11 protein-coding genes are annotated in these 14,617 nt (G+C 67.6%); 7 read left to right on the top strand and 4 right to left on the bottom strand.

Features of this window, described 5'->3' with window-relative positions; translation table 11 throughout:
* Positions 1-63 precede the first annotated feature (63 nt).
* The gene (locus FPZ61_RS06370) at positions 64-1,137 is read right to left on the bottom strand and encodes a 3-deoxy-7-phosphoheptulonate synthase (RefSeq protein ID WP_185464812.1); all 1,074 of its coding nucleotides are present in this window, start codon (positions 1,135-1,137) and stop codon (positions 64-66) included.
* Positions 1,138-1,267: 130 nt separating this feature from the next.
* Here FPZ61_RS06370 and acnB point away from each other — a divergent pair, with 130 nt between their 5' ends.
* The 4 genes from acnB (at position 1,268) to FPZ61_RS06350 (ending at position 7,589) form a co-directional block, all read left to right on the top strand.
* Positions 1,268-3,895 (top strand): bifunctional aconitate hydratase 2/2-methylisocitrate dehydratase, encoded by a 2,628-nt coding sequence (acnB, locus tag FPZ61_RS06365; protein ID WP_185464811.1) that lies wholly within the window; start codon positions 1,268-1,270, stop codon positions 3,893-3,895.
* A complete protein-coding gene (locus FPZ61_RS06360; protein ID WP_370593344.1) occupies positions 3,892-5,328 on the top strand; it encodes a ClC family H(+)/Cl(-) exchange transporter in 1,437 nt (478 codons plus the stop codon). Before acnB ends, FPZ61_RS06360 begins: the two co-directional genes overlap by 4 nt.
* 106 nt (positions 5,329-5,434) lie before the next feature.
* The gene (locus FPZ61_RS06355; protein WP_185464810.1) at positions 5,435-5,884 is read left to right on the top strand and encodes a hypothetical protein; all 450 of its coding nucleotides are present in this window, start codon (positions 5,435-5,437) and stop codon (positions 5,882-5,884) included.
* 91 nt (positions 5,885-5,975) lie between these two features.
* A complete protein-coding gene (locus tag FPZ61_RS06350) occupies positions 5,976-7,589 on the top strand; it encodes a radical SAM protein (protein WP_185464919.1) in 1,614 nt (537 codons plus the stop codon).
* On the opposite strand, the gene FPZ61_RS06345 is transcribed toward FPZ61_RS06350, so the two are convergent.
* Both FPZ61_RS06345 and purU read right to left on the bottom strand, forming a co-directional pair.
* Positions 7,580-8,860 carry an O-antigen ligase family protein gene (locus tag FPZ61_RS06345; protein WP_185464809.1) on the bottom strand — a complete coding sequence of 427 codons (1,281 nt, stop codon included), beginning with the start codon at positions 8,858-8,860 and terminating at the stop codon, positions 7,580-7,582. The genes FPZ61_RS06350 and FPZ61_RS06345 overlap by 10 nt on opposite strands.
* A complete protein-coding gene (gene purU / locus FPZ61_RS06340; protein ID WP_185464808.1) occupies positions 8,857-9,711 on the bottom strand; it encodes a formyltetrahydrofolate deformylase in 855 nt (284 codons plus the stop codon). The genes FPZ61_RS06345 and purU overlap by 4 nt, the downstream gene beginning before the upstream one ends.
* 116 nt (positions 9,712-9,827) lie before the next feature.
* On the opposite strand from purU, the gene psbQ reads away from it, so the two are divergent.
* The 3 genes from psbQ (at position 9,828) to pstS (ending at position 12,509) form a co-directional block, all read left to right on the top strand.
* The gene (gene psbQ / locus FPZ61_RS06335; protein ID WP_185474778.1) at positions 9,828-10,325 is read left to right on the top strand and encodes a photosystem II protein PsbQ; all 498 of its coding nucleotides are present in this window, start codon (positions 9,828-9,830) and stop codon (positions 10,323-10,325) included.
* Positions 10,326-10,375: 50 nt separating this feature from the next.
* Complete coding sequence (locus tag FPZ61_RS06330) at positions 10,376-11,434, top strand: FAD-dependent oxidoreductase (RefSeq protein WP_185464806.1); 1,059 nt, start codon at positions 10,376-10,378, stop codon at positions 11,432-11,434.
* Between the two features lie 67 nt (positions 11,435-11,501).
* Positions 11,502-12,509, top strand: coding sequence for a phosphate ABC transporter substrate-binding protein PstS (gene pstS / locus FPZ61_RS06325; protein WP_185464805.1), 1,008 nt, complete (start codon positions 11,502-11,504; stop codon positions 12,507-12,509).
* A 140-nt stretch (positions 12,510-12,649) separates the two neighbouring features.
* On the opposite strand, the gene dnaK is transcribed toward pstS, so the two are convergent.
* Positions 12,650-14,569: a molecular chaperone DnaK gene (dnaK, locus tag FPZ61_RS06320; RefSeq protein ID WP_185464804.1), complete on the bottom strand. Its 1,920-nt coding sequence runs from the start codon at positions 14,567-14,569 to the stop codon at positions 12,650-12,652.
* Between the last annotated feature and the right edge of the window lie 48 nt (positions 14,570-14,617).

Below are 14,617 nucleotides of genomic sequence, written 5' to 3'. Positions count from 1 at the left end.
AACATCCTGTCGCAAAAGCATCAGCCTGGCAGTCTCACTCTGGGAGTGCCAGAACTAATCCAATCAGACCGGTGCCAGGCTGGCGGCCTGGGCCTCGCTCACCGCTGCAGCCAGTCCATCGAGCACCTCCCGGGTGGTCTCGAGGTCGATGCAGGCATCGGTGATGCTCTGTCCGTAGGTGAGCTGGCTGAGATCGGAGGGGATCTTCTGATTGCCGGCCACCAGGTGGCTCTCGATCATCACCCCCATCACGTGGCGAGAGCCGCCCCGCACCTGCCGGGCCACCTCGGCGAGCACCTCGCCCTGACGCCGGTAGTCCTTGTTGGAATTGCCATGGCTGCAGTCGACCATCAGCCGGGCCGGGAGACCCTCCTGCTCCAGAGCGGACGCTGCCGCGTCGATCGCCTCGGCGTGGTAATTGGTGCCTCCCTTGCCGCCGCGCAGCACGAGGTGACCATCGGGGTTGCCCGTGGTGGACACGATCGCGGCATGGCCCATCTGGCTGATGCCCAGGAAATGATGGGGCTTGGAGGCGGCCTGCATGGCATGGATGGCGGTGACGGCGCTGCCGTCGGTGCCGTTCTTGAAGCCGATCGGCATCGAGAGGCCCGAGGCCATCTCCCGATGGGTCTGGCTCTCGGTGGTGCGGGCTCCGATCGCCGTCCAGCCGATCAGATCGGCGATGTACTGGGGCACCACCGGATCCAGCAGCTCGGTGGCAGCCGGCAGTCCCATCTCGGCCAGGTGCAGCAGCAGGCCTCGCGCCAGCCGCAGGCCGGTGTTGATGTCGTAGCTGTTGTCGAGGTGCGGATCGTTGATCAGGCCCTTCCAGCCCACGGTGGTGCGGGGCTTCTCGAAGTACACCCGCATCACCACCTCCAGCTGATCCCGGTGGCGGTGACGCACCTCGGCGATGGCCTCGGCATAGGCCCGGGCTGCCTCCACGTCGTGGACTGAGCAGGGGCCCACAATGACAAGCAGGCGGGAGTCCTGTCCGTGCAGGATCGCCTTGATCCGCTCACGGGCGTCGAGCACGGTGCGGGCAGCCGTCTGGCTCAGGGGCAGTTCGCGATGCAGCACCGCCGGAGCCACCAGCGGCCGTGTCTCCACGATGTGGAGGTCGGAGGTGGTGAGCATGCCGGGAGCGGTCGTGAACCGTGGGCCAATCTCACACCCTAGAGACTCCCCGGGCTGGATCTTTGGCAGCGACGGTGACCGAGGAGCGGCCCGCGGCCCGAAAGAATGATGTCAAACCCGACGTTTCACCATGCCCGCTTCAGAGAGTGTCACCGACCTGCTGGCCAGCCACCGCCAGGCCCAGAGGGAGCGTGCGGCCCTGGGCGTACCGGCGCTCCCCCTCACCGCCCCCGAAGTCCAGGCCCTCACCCAGCTGCTGGAGCAGCCTCCAGCTGGCGAGGAGTCGTTTCTTCTCGAGCTGCTGAGCGAGCGTATTCCGCCAGGAGTCGATGAGGCCGCCTACGTCAAGGCCAGCTGGTTGAGCGCCATTGCCCAGAACCACGCCCGGAGCCCCCTGGTCAGCCCGATCGAGGCCACCAGGCTGCTGGCCACCATGATCGGCGGCTACAACGTCGGCGCCCTGATCACCCTGCTCAGCCACACCGACGCCGCCATCGCGGTCGAGGCGGCCGTGGGCCTCAGCCGCACCCTGCTCGTCTACGACGCATACCACGACGTGCTGGAGCTGGCGGCCACCAACCCGATGGCGAAACAGGTGGTCGACAGCTGGGCCGCCGCTGAATGGTTCACCGCCAAGCCCGAGCTGCCGGCGGCGATCACCGTCACGGTCTTCAAGGTGGACGGTGAAACCAACACCGACGACCTCTCCCCCGCCACCCACGCCACCACCCGCCCCGACATCCCCCTGCATGCCATGGCGATGCTGGAGACCCGGATGCCGGGCGGGCTGGAATTGATCGAGCAGCTCAAGGCCAAGGGCCACCCCGTCGCCTACGTGGGCGATGTGGTCGGCACCGGCAGCTCGCGCAAGTCGGCGATCAACTCCGTGCTCTGGCACACCGGCACCGACATTCCCCATGTGCCCAACAAGCGCGCCGGTGGGGTGATCCTGGGCGGCAAGATCGCGCCGATCTTCTTCAACACCGCCGAGGATTCCGGCGCGCTGCCGATTGAATGCGACGTCTCGACCCTCAACAGCGGCGATGTGATCACGATCCGCCCCTTCGCCGGCACGATCGAGCGGGCCGCAGGCGAGCCGAACGCCGGTGAGGTGGTGGCCCGCTTCGCGCTCAAGCCCAGCACCATCGCCGATGAGGTGCGCGCCGGCGGTCGCATCCCGTTGCTGATCGGGCGCTCCCTCACCGACAAGGTGCGGACCCAGCTGGGCCTGGCTCCCTCGGACGTTTTCGTCCGCCCGGCAGCTCCGGCCGACACCGGCAAGGGTTTCACCCTGGCCCAGAAGATGGTGGGCAAAGCCTGCGGCCTGCCGGGGGTGCGCCCCGGCACCAGCTGCGAGCCGCTGATGACCACCGTGGGCTCCCAGGACACCACCGGGCCGATGACCCGCGACGAAATGAAGGAGCTGGCCTGCCTGGGCTTCTCCGCCGACCTGGTGATGCAGAGCTTCTGCCACACCGCCGCCTACCCCAAGCCGGTGGACCTCAAGACCCACGCCGAGCTGCCCGATTTCATCAGCTCCCGCGGCGGCGTGGCCCTGCGCCCCGGCGACGGCATCATCCACAGCTGGCTCAACCGCATGCTTCTGCCCGACACCGTGGGCACGGGCGGTGACAGTCACACCCGCTTCCCCCTGGGCATCTCCTTTCCGGCGGGCTCGGGCCTCGTGGCCTTCTCGGCGGCCATCGGCGCCATGCCGCTCGACATGCCCGAATCGGTGCTGGTGCGTTTCTCCGGTTCCCTGCAGCCCGGCGTCACCCTGCGAGACGTGGTGAACGCCATTCCTTACGTGGCGATCCAGAAGGGCCTGCTCACGGTGGAGAAAGCCAACAAGAAGAACGTCTTCTCGGGACGGATCATGGAGATCGAGGGCCTGCCCGACCTCAAGCTGGAACAGGCGTTCGAGCTCACCGATGCCACTGCCGAGCGTTCCTGTGCCGGCTGCACGATCAAGTTGAGCGAGGCCACGGTGGCCGAATACCTGCGCAGCAATGTGGCGCTGCTCAGAAACCTGATTGCCCGTGGCTACCACGACGAGCGGACGATGGCCCGGCGGATCCAGGCGATGGAGGCCTGGCTGGCCGATCCCCAGCTGATGGCCGCCGATGCCGACGCTGCCTACGCCGAGGTGATCGAGATCAACCTCGACGAGCTGAAGGAACCCGTGCTGGCCTGCCCCAACGATCCCGACAACGTCAAGCTGCTCAGCGAGGTGGCGGGGGACCGGATCGATGAGGTGTTCATCGGCTCCTGCATGACCAACATCGGCCACTACCGCGCCGCCGCCACCGTGCTCGACGGCGCCGGCACCAGCCAGGCCAAACTCTGGGTGTGTCCTCCCACCCGCATGGATGAGGAGATGCTCAAGTCGGAGGGCTATTACAGGATCTTCGAGGGGGCTGAGGCGCGCCTGGAGCTGCCCGGCTGCTCGCTCTGCATGGGCAACCAGGCCCGTGTCGACGACAACACCACCGTGTTCTCCACCAGCACGCGCAATTTCAACAACCGCCTGGGCAATGGCGCCCAGGTGTACCTGGGCAGCGCGGAGCTGGCGGCGGTCTGCGCCCTGCTGGGCCGCATTCCCACCCCGGCCGAGTATCTGGAGATCGCCGCGGCGAAGATCGATCCCCTCTCGGACCAGCTCTACCGCTACCTCAACTTCGATCAGATCGAGGGCTTCGAGGACCAGGGCCGGATCGTGAGCAGCGAGGAGGAGGCGAAGGTGCTGGCGGAAGTGTGACCCTGAGCACGGAGCGTCACGCCACCGCGCTCGTCAAGCCCCAGAAGGAGCGGCTGACCACCTCCACGATCCGCCGGATGCTGGAGGAGCACTGGCTGAAGGTGATCCTGGCCCTGGTGATCACCGGTCTGGGGGCCGCCAGTGCGGCCCTGCTCTTCAAGGTGGGCCTTGATGGCCTGGGACGCCTGCGCATCAGGATGCTCGCGCTCGGGCCCGACTGGCTGCTGCTGCCTGCGATCAGTGGTGGCGGCGGCCTGATCGCCGGCCTGCTGGTGCAGATCGGCGCTCCCGCGGCCCAGGGCTCGGGCATTCCCCAGGTGATGCAGTTCCTGCTGCGGCGCCCGATCCCGATGGGTTTCGAGGTGGCCGTGGTGAAACTGGTGGCGGGGATCGTGGCGATCGGCAGTGGCTTCCCGCTCGGCCCTTCCGGGCCCTCGGTCCAGATGGGCAGCTCCGTGGGCTGGGTGATGGCCCGCCTGCTCAAGGCGCCCAACGCCTTCCTGCGCATGATCGTGGCCGCCGGCGGCGGCGCCGGCATCGCCGCGGTGTTCAACGCCCCGATCGGCGGCTTCTTCTACACGATCGAAGAGCTGCTGCAGGGGGCCCGTCCGGTGGTGATGCTGCTGGTGCTGGTCACCACCTTCTGGGCCGACACCTGGACGGATCTGCTCGGTCTGGCGGGGATCGGCATGCCGACCGCGGGCTGGAGCCTGGGCCGGGGCTTCGCCCTGGAGCGGCAGGTCAGCACCTACGTGGAGGTGTTGCCCCTCGACCTGGTGGTGCTGTTCGGGCTCGGGGCCCTGGTGGCGCTGGGCGCGGAGGCCTACTGCCGCTTCGTGGTCAGGCTGCACAACTGGCGCCGCCAGCGGGCCATCCCTCTGGCGGGAGCCATGGCGGCCGCCGGAGTGGTGCTGGGGGTGGTCGACGCCCTGCTCCCGGTGGATTTCATCAACCGTGCCGGCATCCGCCAGGCGGTGGCGGAAGGCGATCTGGACATCAGCAAAGCCCTGGCCATCTTTCTGGTGCTGTTCCTGAGCACGGGGCTGGCCGCTGCCGCCGGCACCCCAGGCGGGCTGTTTGCCCCGATGCTCACCCTCGGGGGAGCCCTGGGCCTGGCGGCCGCCGGGGTGCTGGAGCAGCTGGGGCTGATCGCGCCCAACACCTCGATCTTCGCGGGCATGGCGGCCTTCATGACCGCCTGCGCGCGCACGCCGATGACAGCCACCTTCCTGACCTTCGCCCTCACCAAGGACCTGCTGCTGCTCAAGCCCGTGCTGGTGGCCAGCCTGGGCAGCCTCGTGATCGCCCGGCTGCTGCATCGCCAGTCGATCTTCCAGCGGCTGATTCCCCACGAGCCGCCCCGGACTCCCTCCGGTCAGGGGGTCGGTGGGCTGCCTGTGCTGTCGGTGCCACTCAGGCCCCGACAGCTCTGATCCGCGCTGAAACCGCCCGCACCTTGGTAGCCAGGATTACAAAACCCCCCGTCGACGGGCGCATCGGGTTCAGCTGCATACCTTGAGGTCCGTTCGCCCGTGGCTGATGAACACCCCTCGAGATCTGATCCGCACCACCTGGAGCGGGGCCCTGGCGGTCTCCCTGCTGCTCACGGGCTGCCAGGGCGCCCAGGAGGGCATGAAGCAGGCCGGGGACGGCATGGGGGAGGCCGCCAAGCAGGCGGCCGGTGATGCCTCCGGAACAGCGCTCAGCCCTGCGCTCGCCCCCCTGCTCGACATCCTCAGGAAGGGTGATGGCCAGATCAAGGCCGGCGACATCCAGGCCGCCGTGGCCACCATGGGTGGGTTCGAGGGGGTCTACAGCAAGGTGGCGCCCCTGATCCAGCCCCTGGCCGGCGACAAGTGGCCGGCCATCGAGGCCGCCGCCCAGCAGGTGATCAGCACCTTCGGGGGCGCGACACCTCCCACCGCCGAGACTGGCGGAGCCGCCATCTCCGGCCTGATGACCCTGCTGAAAGGGCTCAAAACCAACTGAACAGCCACCAGCCCATCAGCCGGCAGCCAGCCGGAGCAACGGCCACCCCCCGGGGGTGACACCCTGGTGACACTGCACTGCCGGCCTTCCCCTGGATCAGGAGACCCTGCTGTTCGAGCCGGCCCAGCCGCAGGCGGATGCCCTGCGGACAGTACTGGCCTTCCCCAGCACCTACTCGGTGGGCATCACCAGCCTGGGCTTTCAGGTGGTCTGGGCCAGCCTGGCGCAGCGGACCGACCTCGACGTGCGCAGGCTGTTCACCGACCGGGGTGACCCCGCCCACCGCCGCTGCGACCTGTTCGGACTCTCGCTCAGCTGGGAACTGGACGGGCCGGTGCTGCTGGACCTGCTGGAGCAGCAGCACATTCCGCTCTGGAGCCGGGAGCGGGGGGAGGAGGACCCGATCGTGTTCGGAGGAGGGCCGGTGCTCACCGCCAACCCCGAGCCGCTGGCACCTTTCTTCGATGCCGTGCTGCTGGGCGATGGCGAACGCTTGCTGCCCGACTTCGTGGAGGCGGTGATCGCCCACAGGAACGCCCCGCGAGCCGAGCGGCTGCGGGCCCTTGCCCAGGTGCCGGGGGTGTACGTGCCGGCGCTCTACGTCCCTCGCTACGGCTCCGATGGCCGGCTGTTGAGCATCGAGCCCATCGACACGGACATCCCGGCCACGGTGGCCAAGCAGACCTGGCGGGGGAACACCCTCAGCCACTCCACGGTGATCACCCCGGAGGCGGCCTGGCCCTCGATCCATATGGTGGAGGTGGTCCGCAGCTGCCCCGAGCTCTGCCGCTTCTGTCTGGCCAGCTACCTCACGCTGCCCTTCCGCACACCTTCCCTCGACGACGGCCTGATCCCGGCGGTGGAAAAGGGGTTGACCGCCACCAGGCGCCTGGGCCTGCTGGGGGCCTCGGTCACCCAGCACCCCCAGTTCGACGACCTGCTGACCTGGCTCGACCAGGACCGCTTCGACGGCACCCGGGTGAGCGTCAGCTCGGTGCGGGCTGCCACGGTGACCCCCCAACTGGCCCGGATCCTGGCGCGGAGGGGCAGCAAATCGCTCACGATCGCCATTGAGAGCGGCAGCGAGCGCCTGCGCGAGGTGGTGAACAAGAAGCTCAGCAGAGACGAGATCTTCGCGGCGGCTCGCTACGCGAAAGAGGGGGGGCTCACGGGCCTGAAGCTCTACGGCATGGCCGGCCTGCCGACTGAGGACGACGAGGACATCGAAGCCACCGCCGATCTGCTGCTGGCGCTCAAGACGGCCACCCCCGGGCTGCGGCTGAGCCTGGGGGTGAGCAGCTTCGTGCCCAAGGCCCACACCCCATTCCAGTGGGAGCCGGTGCGGCCCGAGGCGGAGAAGCGCCTGAAGCGGCTGGCGCGCCGCCTGCAGCCCAAAGGCATCGCTCTGCGTCCTGAAAGCTATGGCTGGAGCGTGATCCAGGCCCTGCTCTCCCGCAGCGATCGGCGCCTGGCCGCCGTGATCATGGCCGTACGGGGCCGCCACGGCAGCCAGGGGGGATGGAAGACCGCCTACCGCGAGGTGCTTGATCAGGGCGCGGATGATCTGGCCCCGCTGCCCCCATGGCACGAGACAGTCCATCGGACCTGGGATCCTGAACGGGTGCTGCCCTGGGATCACCTGGAGGGCCCCCTGACCAAGGCCACCCTGGTCCGGCACCGCCAGGAAGCCTTCGCTCAGGTCTGAGGAAGGGGCTCCGGGCCGAGCGTGTAGGCGCGCAGCCCGCAGAGCAGCACCCAGCCTGCGATGTTGATGCGGCTGTCGTAGAGGGGGATATCGGTGGCGTGAAGCGCCATCAACACCAGGAAGGACGCCCACCAGGCCCGCTCGAACAAAGCGCCGCTGGCCATGCCGAGGCGGGCCGCCTGAATCTGCAGCACCAGCACCAGTCCCACCAGCAGCACGGCCACCAGGGCGCCGTGGCTGACCGCCAGATCGATCGGAAGGTTGTGGGGATGGCCGTGCCAGATGCCTGCCGTGCGCAGGGGATAGATCACGCTGAAGGCGGCGGCACCCCAGCCGAGCCAGGGGCGTTCCGCCACCAGCTGCAGGGCCACACCCCACTGGTTGACCCGGGTGATGGCCAGCGGCCGGCGGCCGGCGAATTCCAGATCACTGAGCCGCTCCCAGATCACAGCGGGAACCAGGGCGCGGGCCTGCTGCTGCAACGTCAGCGGCACCCCGGGCAGGCTGGCCAGGCCCACGGGGATGAGCAGCAACACAAGCAGGGGCAGAAGCCAGATCCAGCGGGCCGGCCCCGCCACCAGGGGAAGCGCCAGCACCAGGGCACCCCAGGCGTTGCGGGAGTCGGTGAGGGCCATGGCGACCACCAGGCTCACCGTGATCAGCAAGGCCGGCAGGCGGCCGCGCCATGACTGGGCCCGCTGCAGCAGGGCCGCCAGGGCGAAAGGCCAGACCAGTGCCAGCCAGGCCCCGGCGATGTTGGCGTAGTCGAACAGTCCGGCCAAGCGCCCGGGCGGATTGCCACCGGCCTTGAGATGCCAGATGATCGCCCCCCCCAGGACCTGGAACGGTCCACTCCAGCCCCAGAACAGTTGCCCCAGGCCGGTGAGGATCACCGGCACGGTGCCGGCCACCAGCCACAGCGCCACGCGGCGCCGGGCTGGCGCCGTGGCCAGGTAGGGCAGAAATCCCCAGAACGCCCAGAAGAACGGCAGCCAGTTGGCCAGGCCCACCCAGGCCAGCCAGCCGCTGGAGGCGGTGACACTGCCCAGCACCATCAGGGCCGACACCAGCAGCAGCACCTGGTTGACCCGATCCTGCAGCCAGGGACGGCGCCCTCGGCAGCCGAGGATCAGGGCAGCCAGCAACAGCACGCCTGCTAACAAAGCCGAACTCGCCAGCAACAGCAACCCCAGCTGAAAGCAGCGCCAGCCCAGGAGCGAGGCGCCCGGGGGCCGCGCAGCATCGAGTCGGCGGAGGCACGCCTGCGTCACGAGAACACGGCGGTGCGACCCCTGTAGACCATCACCTGACGCCGCAGGTGCAGGCGCAGGGCCCGGGCCAGGGCCAGCCGCTCCATGTCCCGGCCCTTGCGGATCAGGTCCTCCACTTCATCCCGGTGGCTGACGGGAACGGTGGCCTGCTCGATGATCGGTCCGCCATCGAGATCCTCGGTCACGTAGTGCGCGGTGGCCCCGATCAGTTTCACGCCCCGCTCCCAGGCCCGGTGGTAGGGCTGAGCCCCTTTGAAGGCGGGCAGGAAGGAGTGGTGGATGTTGATCACCGAGGAAAAGCGCGCCAGGAAGTCAGGGCTGAGCACCTGCATGTACTTCGCCAGCACCACCAGCTCGATGCCATGCTCATCGAGCAGCTGCAACTGCGTCCGCTCGGCCTCGGCCTTGGAGGAGCTCTGAACGGGCACATGCATGAAGCTGGCGCCGAAATCCTCGGCCAGCGGGCGCAGATCGGGATGGTTGGAGATCACCAGCGGCACCTGCATCGGCAACTCGCCGGCCCGGGTCCGCCAGAGCAGATCCACCAGGCAGTGGTCCTGTTTGCTCACGAAGATCGCCACCCGCACTGTGGCGTCGGAGAAATGAAGCTGACCCTCCCCGCCGAGCCGCTCCACCAGGGCGTTCACCGCCGCGGTCACCGCCTGCCGCGGCAGCCCGAAGCCGGCCAGCTGCCATTCGATCCGGCTGAGGAACAGACCCGCTCCGGCGTCGGTGTGGTGATCGGCATGGCGAATGTTGCCGCCGTTGGCCGCCACCCAGCTGGAGAGCTCACTGACCAGGCCGGGACGGTCGGGGCAGATCACCTGCAGAATCGCTGTGGGCACGCTCATCGGCACCGGGGCCTGTCTCGAAGGGCATTGTGCCCGGCGCTCCCCAGGCCAGTCGTCAGCAGGGCAGACAGCCATGCCCGCGCGGCGTACAGTCGCCCCTCACCTCGGAGTTCGCCATGGCCGCTCAGCTGGTTTCCACCTTTCGTCAGGCGCTGAGGCGGCTGGCCCTCGTGGCCCTCGCCGTGGTCCTCAGCTTCGGACTGGTGGCCTGCGATGGCGGCCAGACCAGGAAACCCCCCAGCATCAGCCCCGCCGACATGGCGATCATCCAACGGCAGGCCGAAGGCTTCCTCGCCGCCAAGGACAGGCTGCCCGAACTGGCGTCCCTGGTGAATGAGAGGAACTGGATCTTCACCCGCAACCTCATCCACGGCCCCATGCAGGAAGTGGGACGCGAAATGCTCTACATCAACCAGCGGCTGCTGCCTGCCGACCGCGCCGAAGCCAGCGCGCGGGCCAGCCAGCTCAAGAGCGCCCTCGCCGAGCTCGATGAGGCCGCCCGGCTCCAGGATGGAGAACGGCTGCGCAAGGGCTACATCAAGGTGGCCAGCAGCTTCGGCTCCTATGCCGAGGTGCTCCCCGCCGCCGCTCTGGCCAGCGGCTCCGAAGCCTGAGCTCAACGCCACCGGCGCCGCTGAAGCCAAATGAGTCCCGCTCGATCGGGGTGATCGGCGGCGGCATCGTCGCCCTGGCCACAGCCTGGCTGCTTCAGCGACGTGGCCATCGGGTGCATCTGATCGCCCCGGATGCCCTGGGGACAACCCCCCAGGAGAGCCGCAGCGGCAGTTCCGCGGCCCTGGGGGTGCTGATGGCCCACGTGTTTCAGCGCAGCAAGGGCCGCGCCTGGCACCTGCGGCAGACCTCCCTGGGGCTTTGGCAGCGCTGGCGCCAGGAGCTGAGCGAGCGAGGCTGCCCGATCCCGTTTCAGGCCGGCCTGTTGCTGCTGGCGCGGGACCCTGACGAGCAGAAGCGGCTGCGGCAGCTGCAGGAACAACGCCAGGCCATGGGCTTTCCGCTGAGTTGGTGGGAGCCGTCGCGGCTGAGGGCCATGGAACTCGGGGATCCGCCTCAGGGGATGGGGGGCCTCCACTCTGCCCAGGACGGGCAGCTGGACCCCCTGGCCGCCATGGCGGCCTTTCGGCGCGATGGACTGCGCTGTGGCCTTCAGCTCAGCAGCGACCGGGTGGTGGCACTGGAGCGGAGGCCGGCAGGCTGGAGGGTCCAAAGCCGCTCAGCCGTCACCCCGTTTGAGGTCGACTGGCTGGTGGTCGCCGCAGGCCTGGCCAGCGAGGCGCTGCTGCGCCCACTGGGGCACCAGGTGCCGCTGCAACCCGTGCTGGGGCAGTGCCTGGAGCTTGCACCGGCCACGCCGATCCGATGGCCCTGCCCAGTGGTCTGGCAGGGCCTCAACCTGGTGCCCAGACCCGGCGGCGGACTCTGGCTGGGGGCGACCCTCGAACCAGGAGAGCAGGCCGATCCCGGCCTGCTGGAGCCGATGCGGCAGCTGGGCGGTGCGGCACCGAGCTGGCTGCGGGAGGCGACGGTGATCCGCCGCTGGCAGGGCCTGCGGGCCCGACCCCAGGGCCGACCAGCCCCACTGCTGGAGGAGCTGGAGCCGGGGCTGCTGCTGCTGAGTGGTCACTACCGCAACGGTGTTCTGCTGGCACCGGGGTCCGCCCAGTGGGCCCTCGAGCAGATCGAAGGATTCCTTACCTGCCGTTAACGTATTTGGGGAGATGGCTGGATAGCGTCGCCTGGTGACTGCAGGTCCGAAGCCTTTCCCTTCCATCATGAAATCAAGCCAGACCAAGCCATTCGCCAAGGTCGGAACGGCCCTGGGGCTCTCCTTCACCCTGGCCCTCACCGCCTGTGGGGGAGGCGACGACGGTGGTGGACTCACCGGCAGCCTGAATGGAGCCGGGGCCTCCTTCCCGGCCTCGATTTATCAGCGTTGGTTCCAGGATCTCTCCTCCGATGGCATCAACGTCAACTACCAGTCGGTGGGATCCGGGGCGGGTGTGCGGCAGTTCGTGGCCGGCACCATCGATTTCGGAGCCTCCGACGCACCGATGAAGGAGAAGGACATCGCCAAGGTTCAGCGGGGTGTGGTGCAGGTGCCGATGACGGCGGGCGCCATTGCCGTGGCCTACAACCTGCCGGGTTGCGACCTCATGCTCAGCCAGCAGCAGGTGGCGGACGTGTTCCTGGGCAAGATCAAGAACTTCAAGGAACTGGGCTGCGAGGACAAGGCGATCACCGTGGTGCACCGCTCCGACGGCTCCGGCACCACCTACAACTTCACCAAGAGCCTCTCGGCCTTCAGCGACGACTGGAAGAACGGTCCAGGCTCGGCCAAATCCGTGGCCTGGCCCACGGGCGTGGGCGCCAAGGGCAATGAGGGCGTCGCCGCAACGCTGAAGCAGAGCCCCGGTGGCATCGGCTATGTCGAAACCGCCTATGTGCAGGGGGAACTGCAGGCCGCGGCCGTCGAAAACAAAGGGGGTGAGATGCTCAAACCCACCAACGAAACGGCCAGCGCAGCCCTGGGCGCCATCGACATCGGTCCTGATCTGGTGGGCAGTGATCCCAACCCCTCAGCCGGCTACCCGATCGTGACCTTCACCTGGATTCTGCTCTACAAGAGCGGCAATGGCGAGAAGACACCGCTGCTCAAGAAGGTGTTCGAGCAGACTCTCTCACCCGAAGCGCAGGCACTGGCACCAGAACTCGGCTACGTGAGCCTGCCGCCTGAGGTGGTGACCAAAGCCAAGGAGGCCCTGGCCAGCATCGGCGAATAACTCAAATAACCCGTTGCCGAAGGCAGGTCTTCGGCAACGGGTCGTGCTGGATCAGCAGAAAGCCCTCCATGTGTTGCACATGGAGGGCTGTTTTCGTCGGACCTTGATCACTGCCTGATCATGAACTGATCATTGACGGATCACTTGCTCTCGGTGAACTCCGCATCGATCACATCATCAGCACTGGGGCCAGAGGATGAGGCATCGCCGGCGGCGCCGTTGCCACCGGGTTCGGCGGCGCTGGCACCGGCGTCGGCACCCGCCTGCTGGTAGACGGAAGCGCCCACTTCATAGAGCTCCTTCTGGAGATCCTCCAGACGGGACTTCATGGCCTCGTAGTCCTCCTTGTCGACAGCCTCCTGGAGCTGCTGACGCTTCTCCTGCATCTTGGCCTTGACCTCGGCACTGACCTTGTCACCCAGGTCGGTGAGCTGCTTCTCGGACTGATAGATGAGGGTTTCGGCCTGGTTCTTCAGGTCGATGCGCTCGCGCTTCTCCTTGTCAGCAGCCGAGTTGGCCTCGGCGTCCTTCACCATCTTCTCCACCTCGTTCTCACTGAGGGTGGAGGCGCCGGTGATCGAGATGCTCTGCTCCTTGCCGCTGCCCTTGTCCTTGGCCGTCACGCTGAGGATGCCATTGGCGTCGATGTCGAAGGTGACTTCGATCTGGGGAACGCCACGGGGTGAGGGCGGGATGCCGTCGAGTCGGAAGGTGCCCAGGCTCTTGTTGTCGGAGGCGAGTTCACGCTCACCCTGCAGAACGTGGATCTCCACGTTGGTCTGGCCATCCACCGCAGTGGAATACACCTCTGCCTTCTTGGTGGGGATGGTGGTGTTGCGGGTGATCATCTTGGTCATCACACCGCCCAGGGTCTCGACGCCCAGCGAGAGCGGAGTGACATCCAGCAGCAGGATGTCCTTCACCTCGCCAGCCAGCACGCCGCCCTGGATGGCGGCGCCGACGGCCACCACCTCATCCGGGTTGACAGTCTGGTTGGGGTCCTTGCCGGTGACCCGCTTGACCAGCTCCAGCACCGCGGGGATGCGGGTGGAACCACCCACCATCACCACCTCGTCGAGCTCGCTGCTGGAGAGCTTGGCGTCCTTGAGGGCCTGCTCCACCGGCACGCGGCAACGGTCGATCAGCTTGGAGGCCAGCTCTTCGAACTTGGCCCGGGTAAGGGTGAGATCGAGGTGCTTGGGACCTTCGGGGGTGGCTGTGATGAAGGGCAGGTTGATCTCGCTCTGGGTGGCGCTGGAGAGCTCGATCTTGGCCTTCTCGGCCGCCTCGGTGAGGCGCTGGAGGGCCTGCTTGTCCTGGCGCAGATCGATGCCTTCGTTCGACTTGAAGGTGGCGGCCAGGTGATCGACGATCACCTTGTCGAAGTCGTCGCCGCCCAGATGGGTGTCGCCGCTGGTGGAGAGCACCTCGAACACGCCATCACCGACCTCCAGCACCGAGACGTCGAAGGTGCCGCCGCCCAGGTCGAAGACCAGGATGCGCTCGTTGCTCTTCTTGTCGAGGCCATAGGCCAGGGCAGCCGCCGTGGGCTCGTTGATGATGCGCAGCACTTCGAGGCCGGCGATCTTGCCGGCGTCCTTGGTGGCCTGGCGCTGGGAGTCGTTGAAGTAGGCGGGCACGGTGATCACCGCCTGGGTGACGGTTTCACCGAGGTACTTACCGGCGTCATCGGCCAGCTTGCGCAGCACCTGGGCCGACACCTCCTCGGGTGCGAACTGCTTGTTCAGCACCGGGCACTTCACCTTCACGTTGGCGCCCGCCTTCTCCACGCCGTAGCTGACTTCCTTCGATTCCTCGTTCACCTCATCGACCCGACGACCGATGAAGCGCTTCACCGAATAGAAGGTGTTCTCGGGATTCATCACCGCCTGACGCTTGGCGATCTGCCCCACCAGCTGGTCCTGGTTCTTGGTGTAGGCCACCACAGAAGGTGTGGTGCGGAACCCTTCCGCGTTGGCGATCACGGTGGGCTTGCCGCCCTCCATCACCGCAACGCAGCTGTTCGTCGTGCCCAGGTCAATGCCGACAACCTTGCCCATGGGTTCCCACCTCCTTTGAATTGATGTTTCTGTCCCATGCATCTTCAG

This window comes from Synechococcus sp. BSA11S (genome assembly GCF_014224355.1).
In the GTDB taxonomy this organism is placed as follows: domain Bacteria; phylum Cyanobacteriota; class Cyanobacteriia; order PCC-6307; family Cyanobiaceae; genus Regnicoccus_A.
Note: the sequence above shows the minus strand (reverse complement) of the source record. Positions and strands in the feature narration are given on the sequence as shown.

Excerpts from the sequence above, each read along its gene's own strand:
- psbQ (WP_185474778.1), top strand. The coding sequence starts at position 9,828 with ATGGCCGCTCAGCTGGTTTCCACCTTTCGTCAGGCGCTGAGGCGGCTG.
- acnB (WP_185464811.1), top strand. The coding sequence starts at position 1,268 with ATGCCCGCTTCAGAGAGTGTCACCGACCTGCTGGCCAGCCACCGCCAG.
- purU (WP_185464808.1), bottom strand. The coding sequence starts at position 9,711 with ATGAGCGTGCCCACAGCGATTCTGCAGGTGATCTGCCCCGACCGTCCC.
- dnaK (WP_185464804.1), bottom strand. The coding sequence starts at position 14,569 with ATGGGCAAGGTTGTCGGCATTGACCTGGGCACGACGAACAGCTGCGTT.
- FPZ61_RS06355 (WP_185464810.1), top strand. The coding sequence starts at position 5,435 with ATGAACACCCCTCGAGATCTGATCCGCACCACCTGGAGCGGGGCCCTG.
- pstS (WP_185464805.1), top strand. The coding sequence starts at position 11,502 with ATGAAATCAAGCCAGACCAAGCCATTCGCCAAGGTCGGAACGGCCCTG.
- FPZ61_RS06370 (WP_185464812.1), bottom strand. The coding sequence starts at position 1,137 with ATGCTCACCACCTCCGACCTCCACATCGTGGAGACACGGCCGCTGGTG.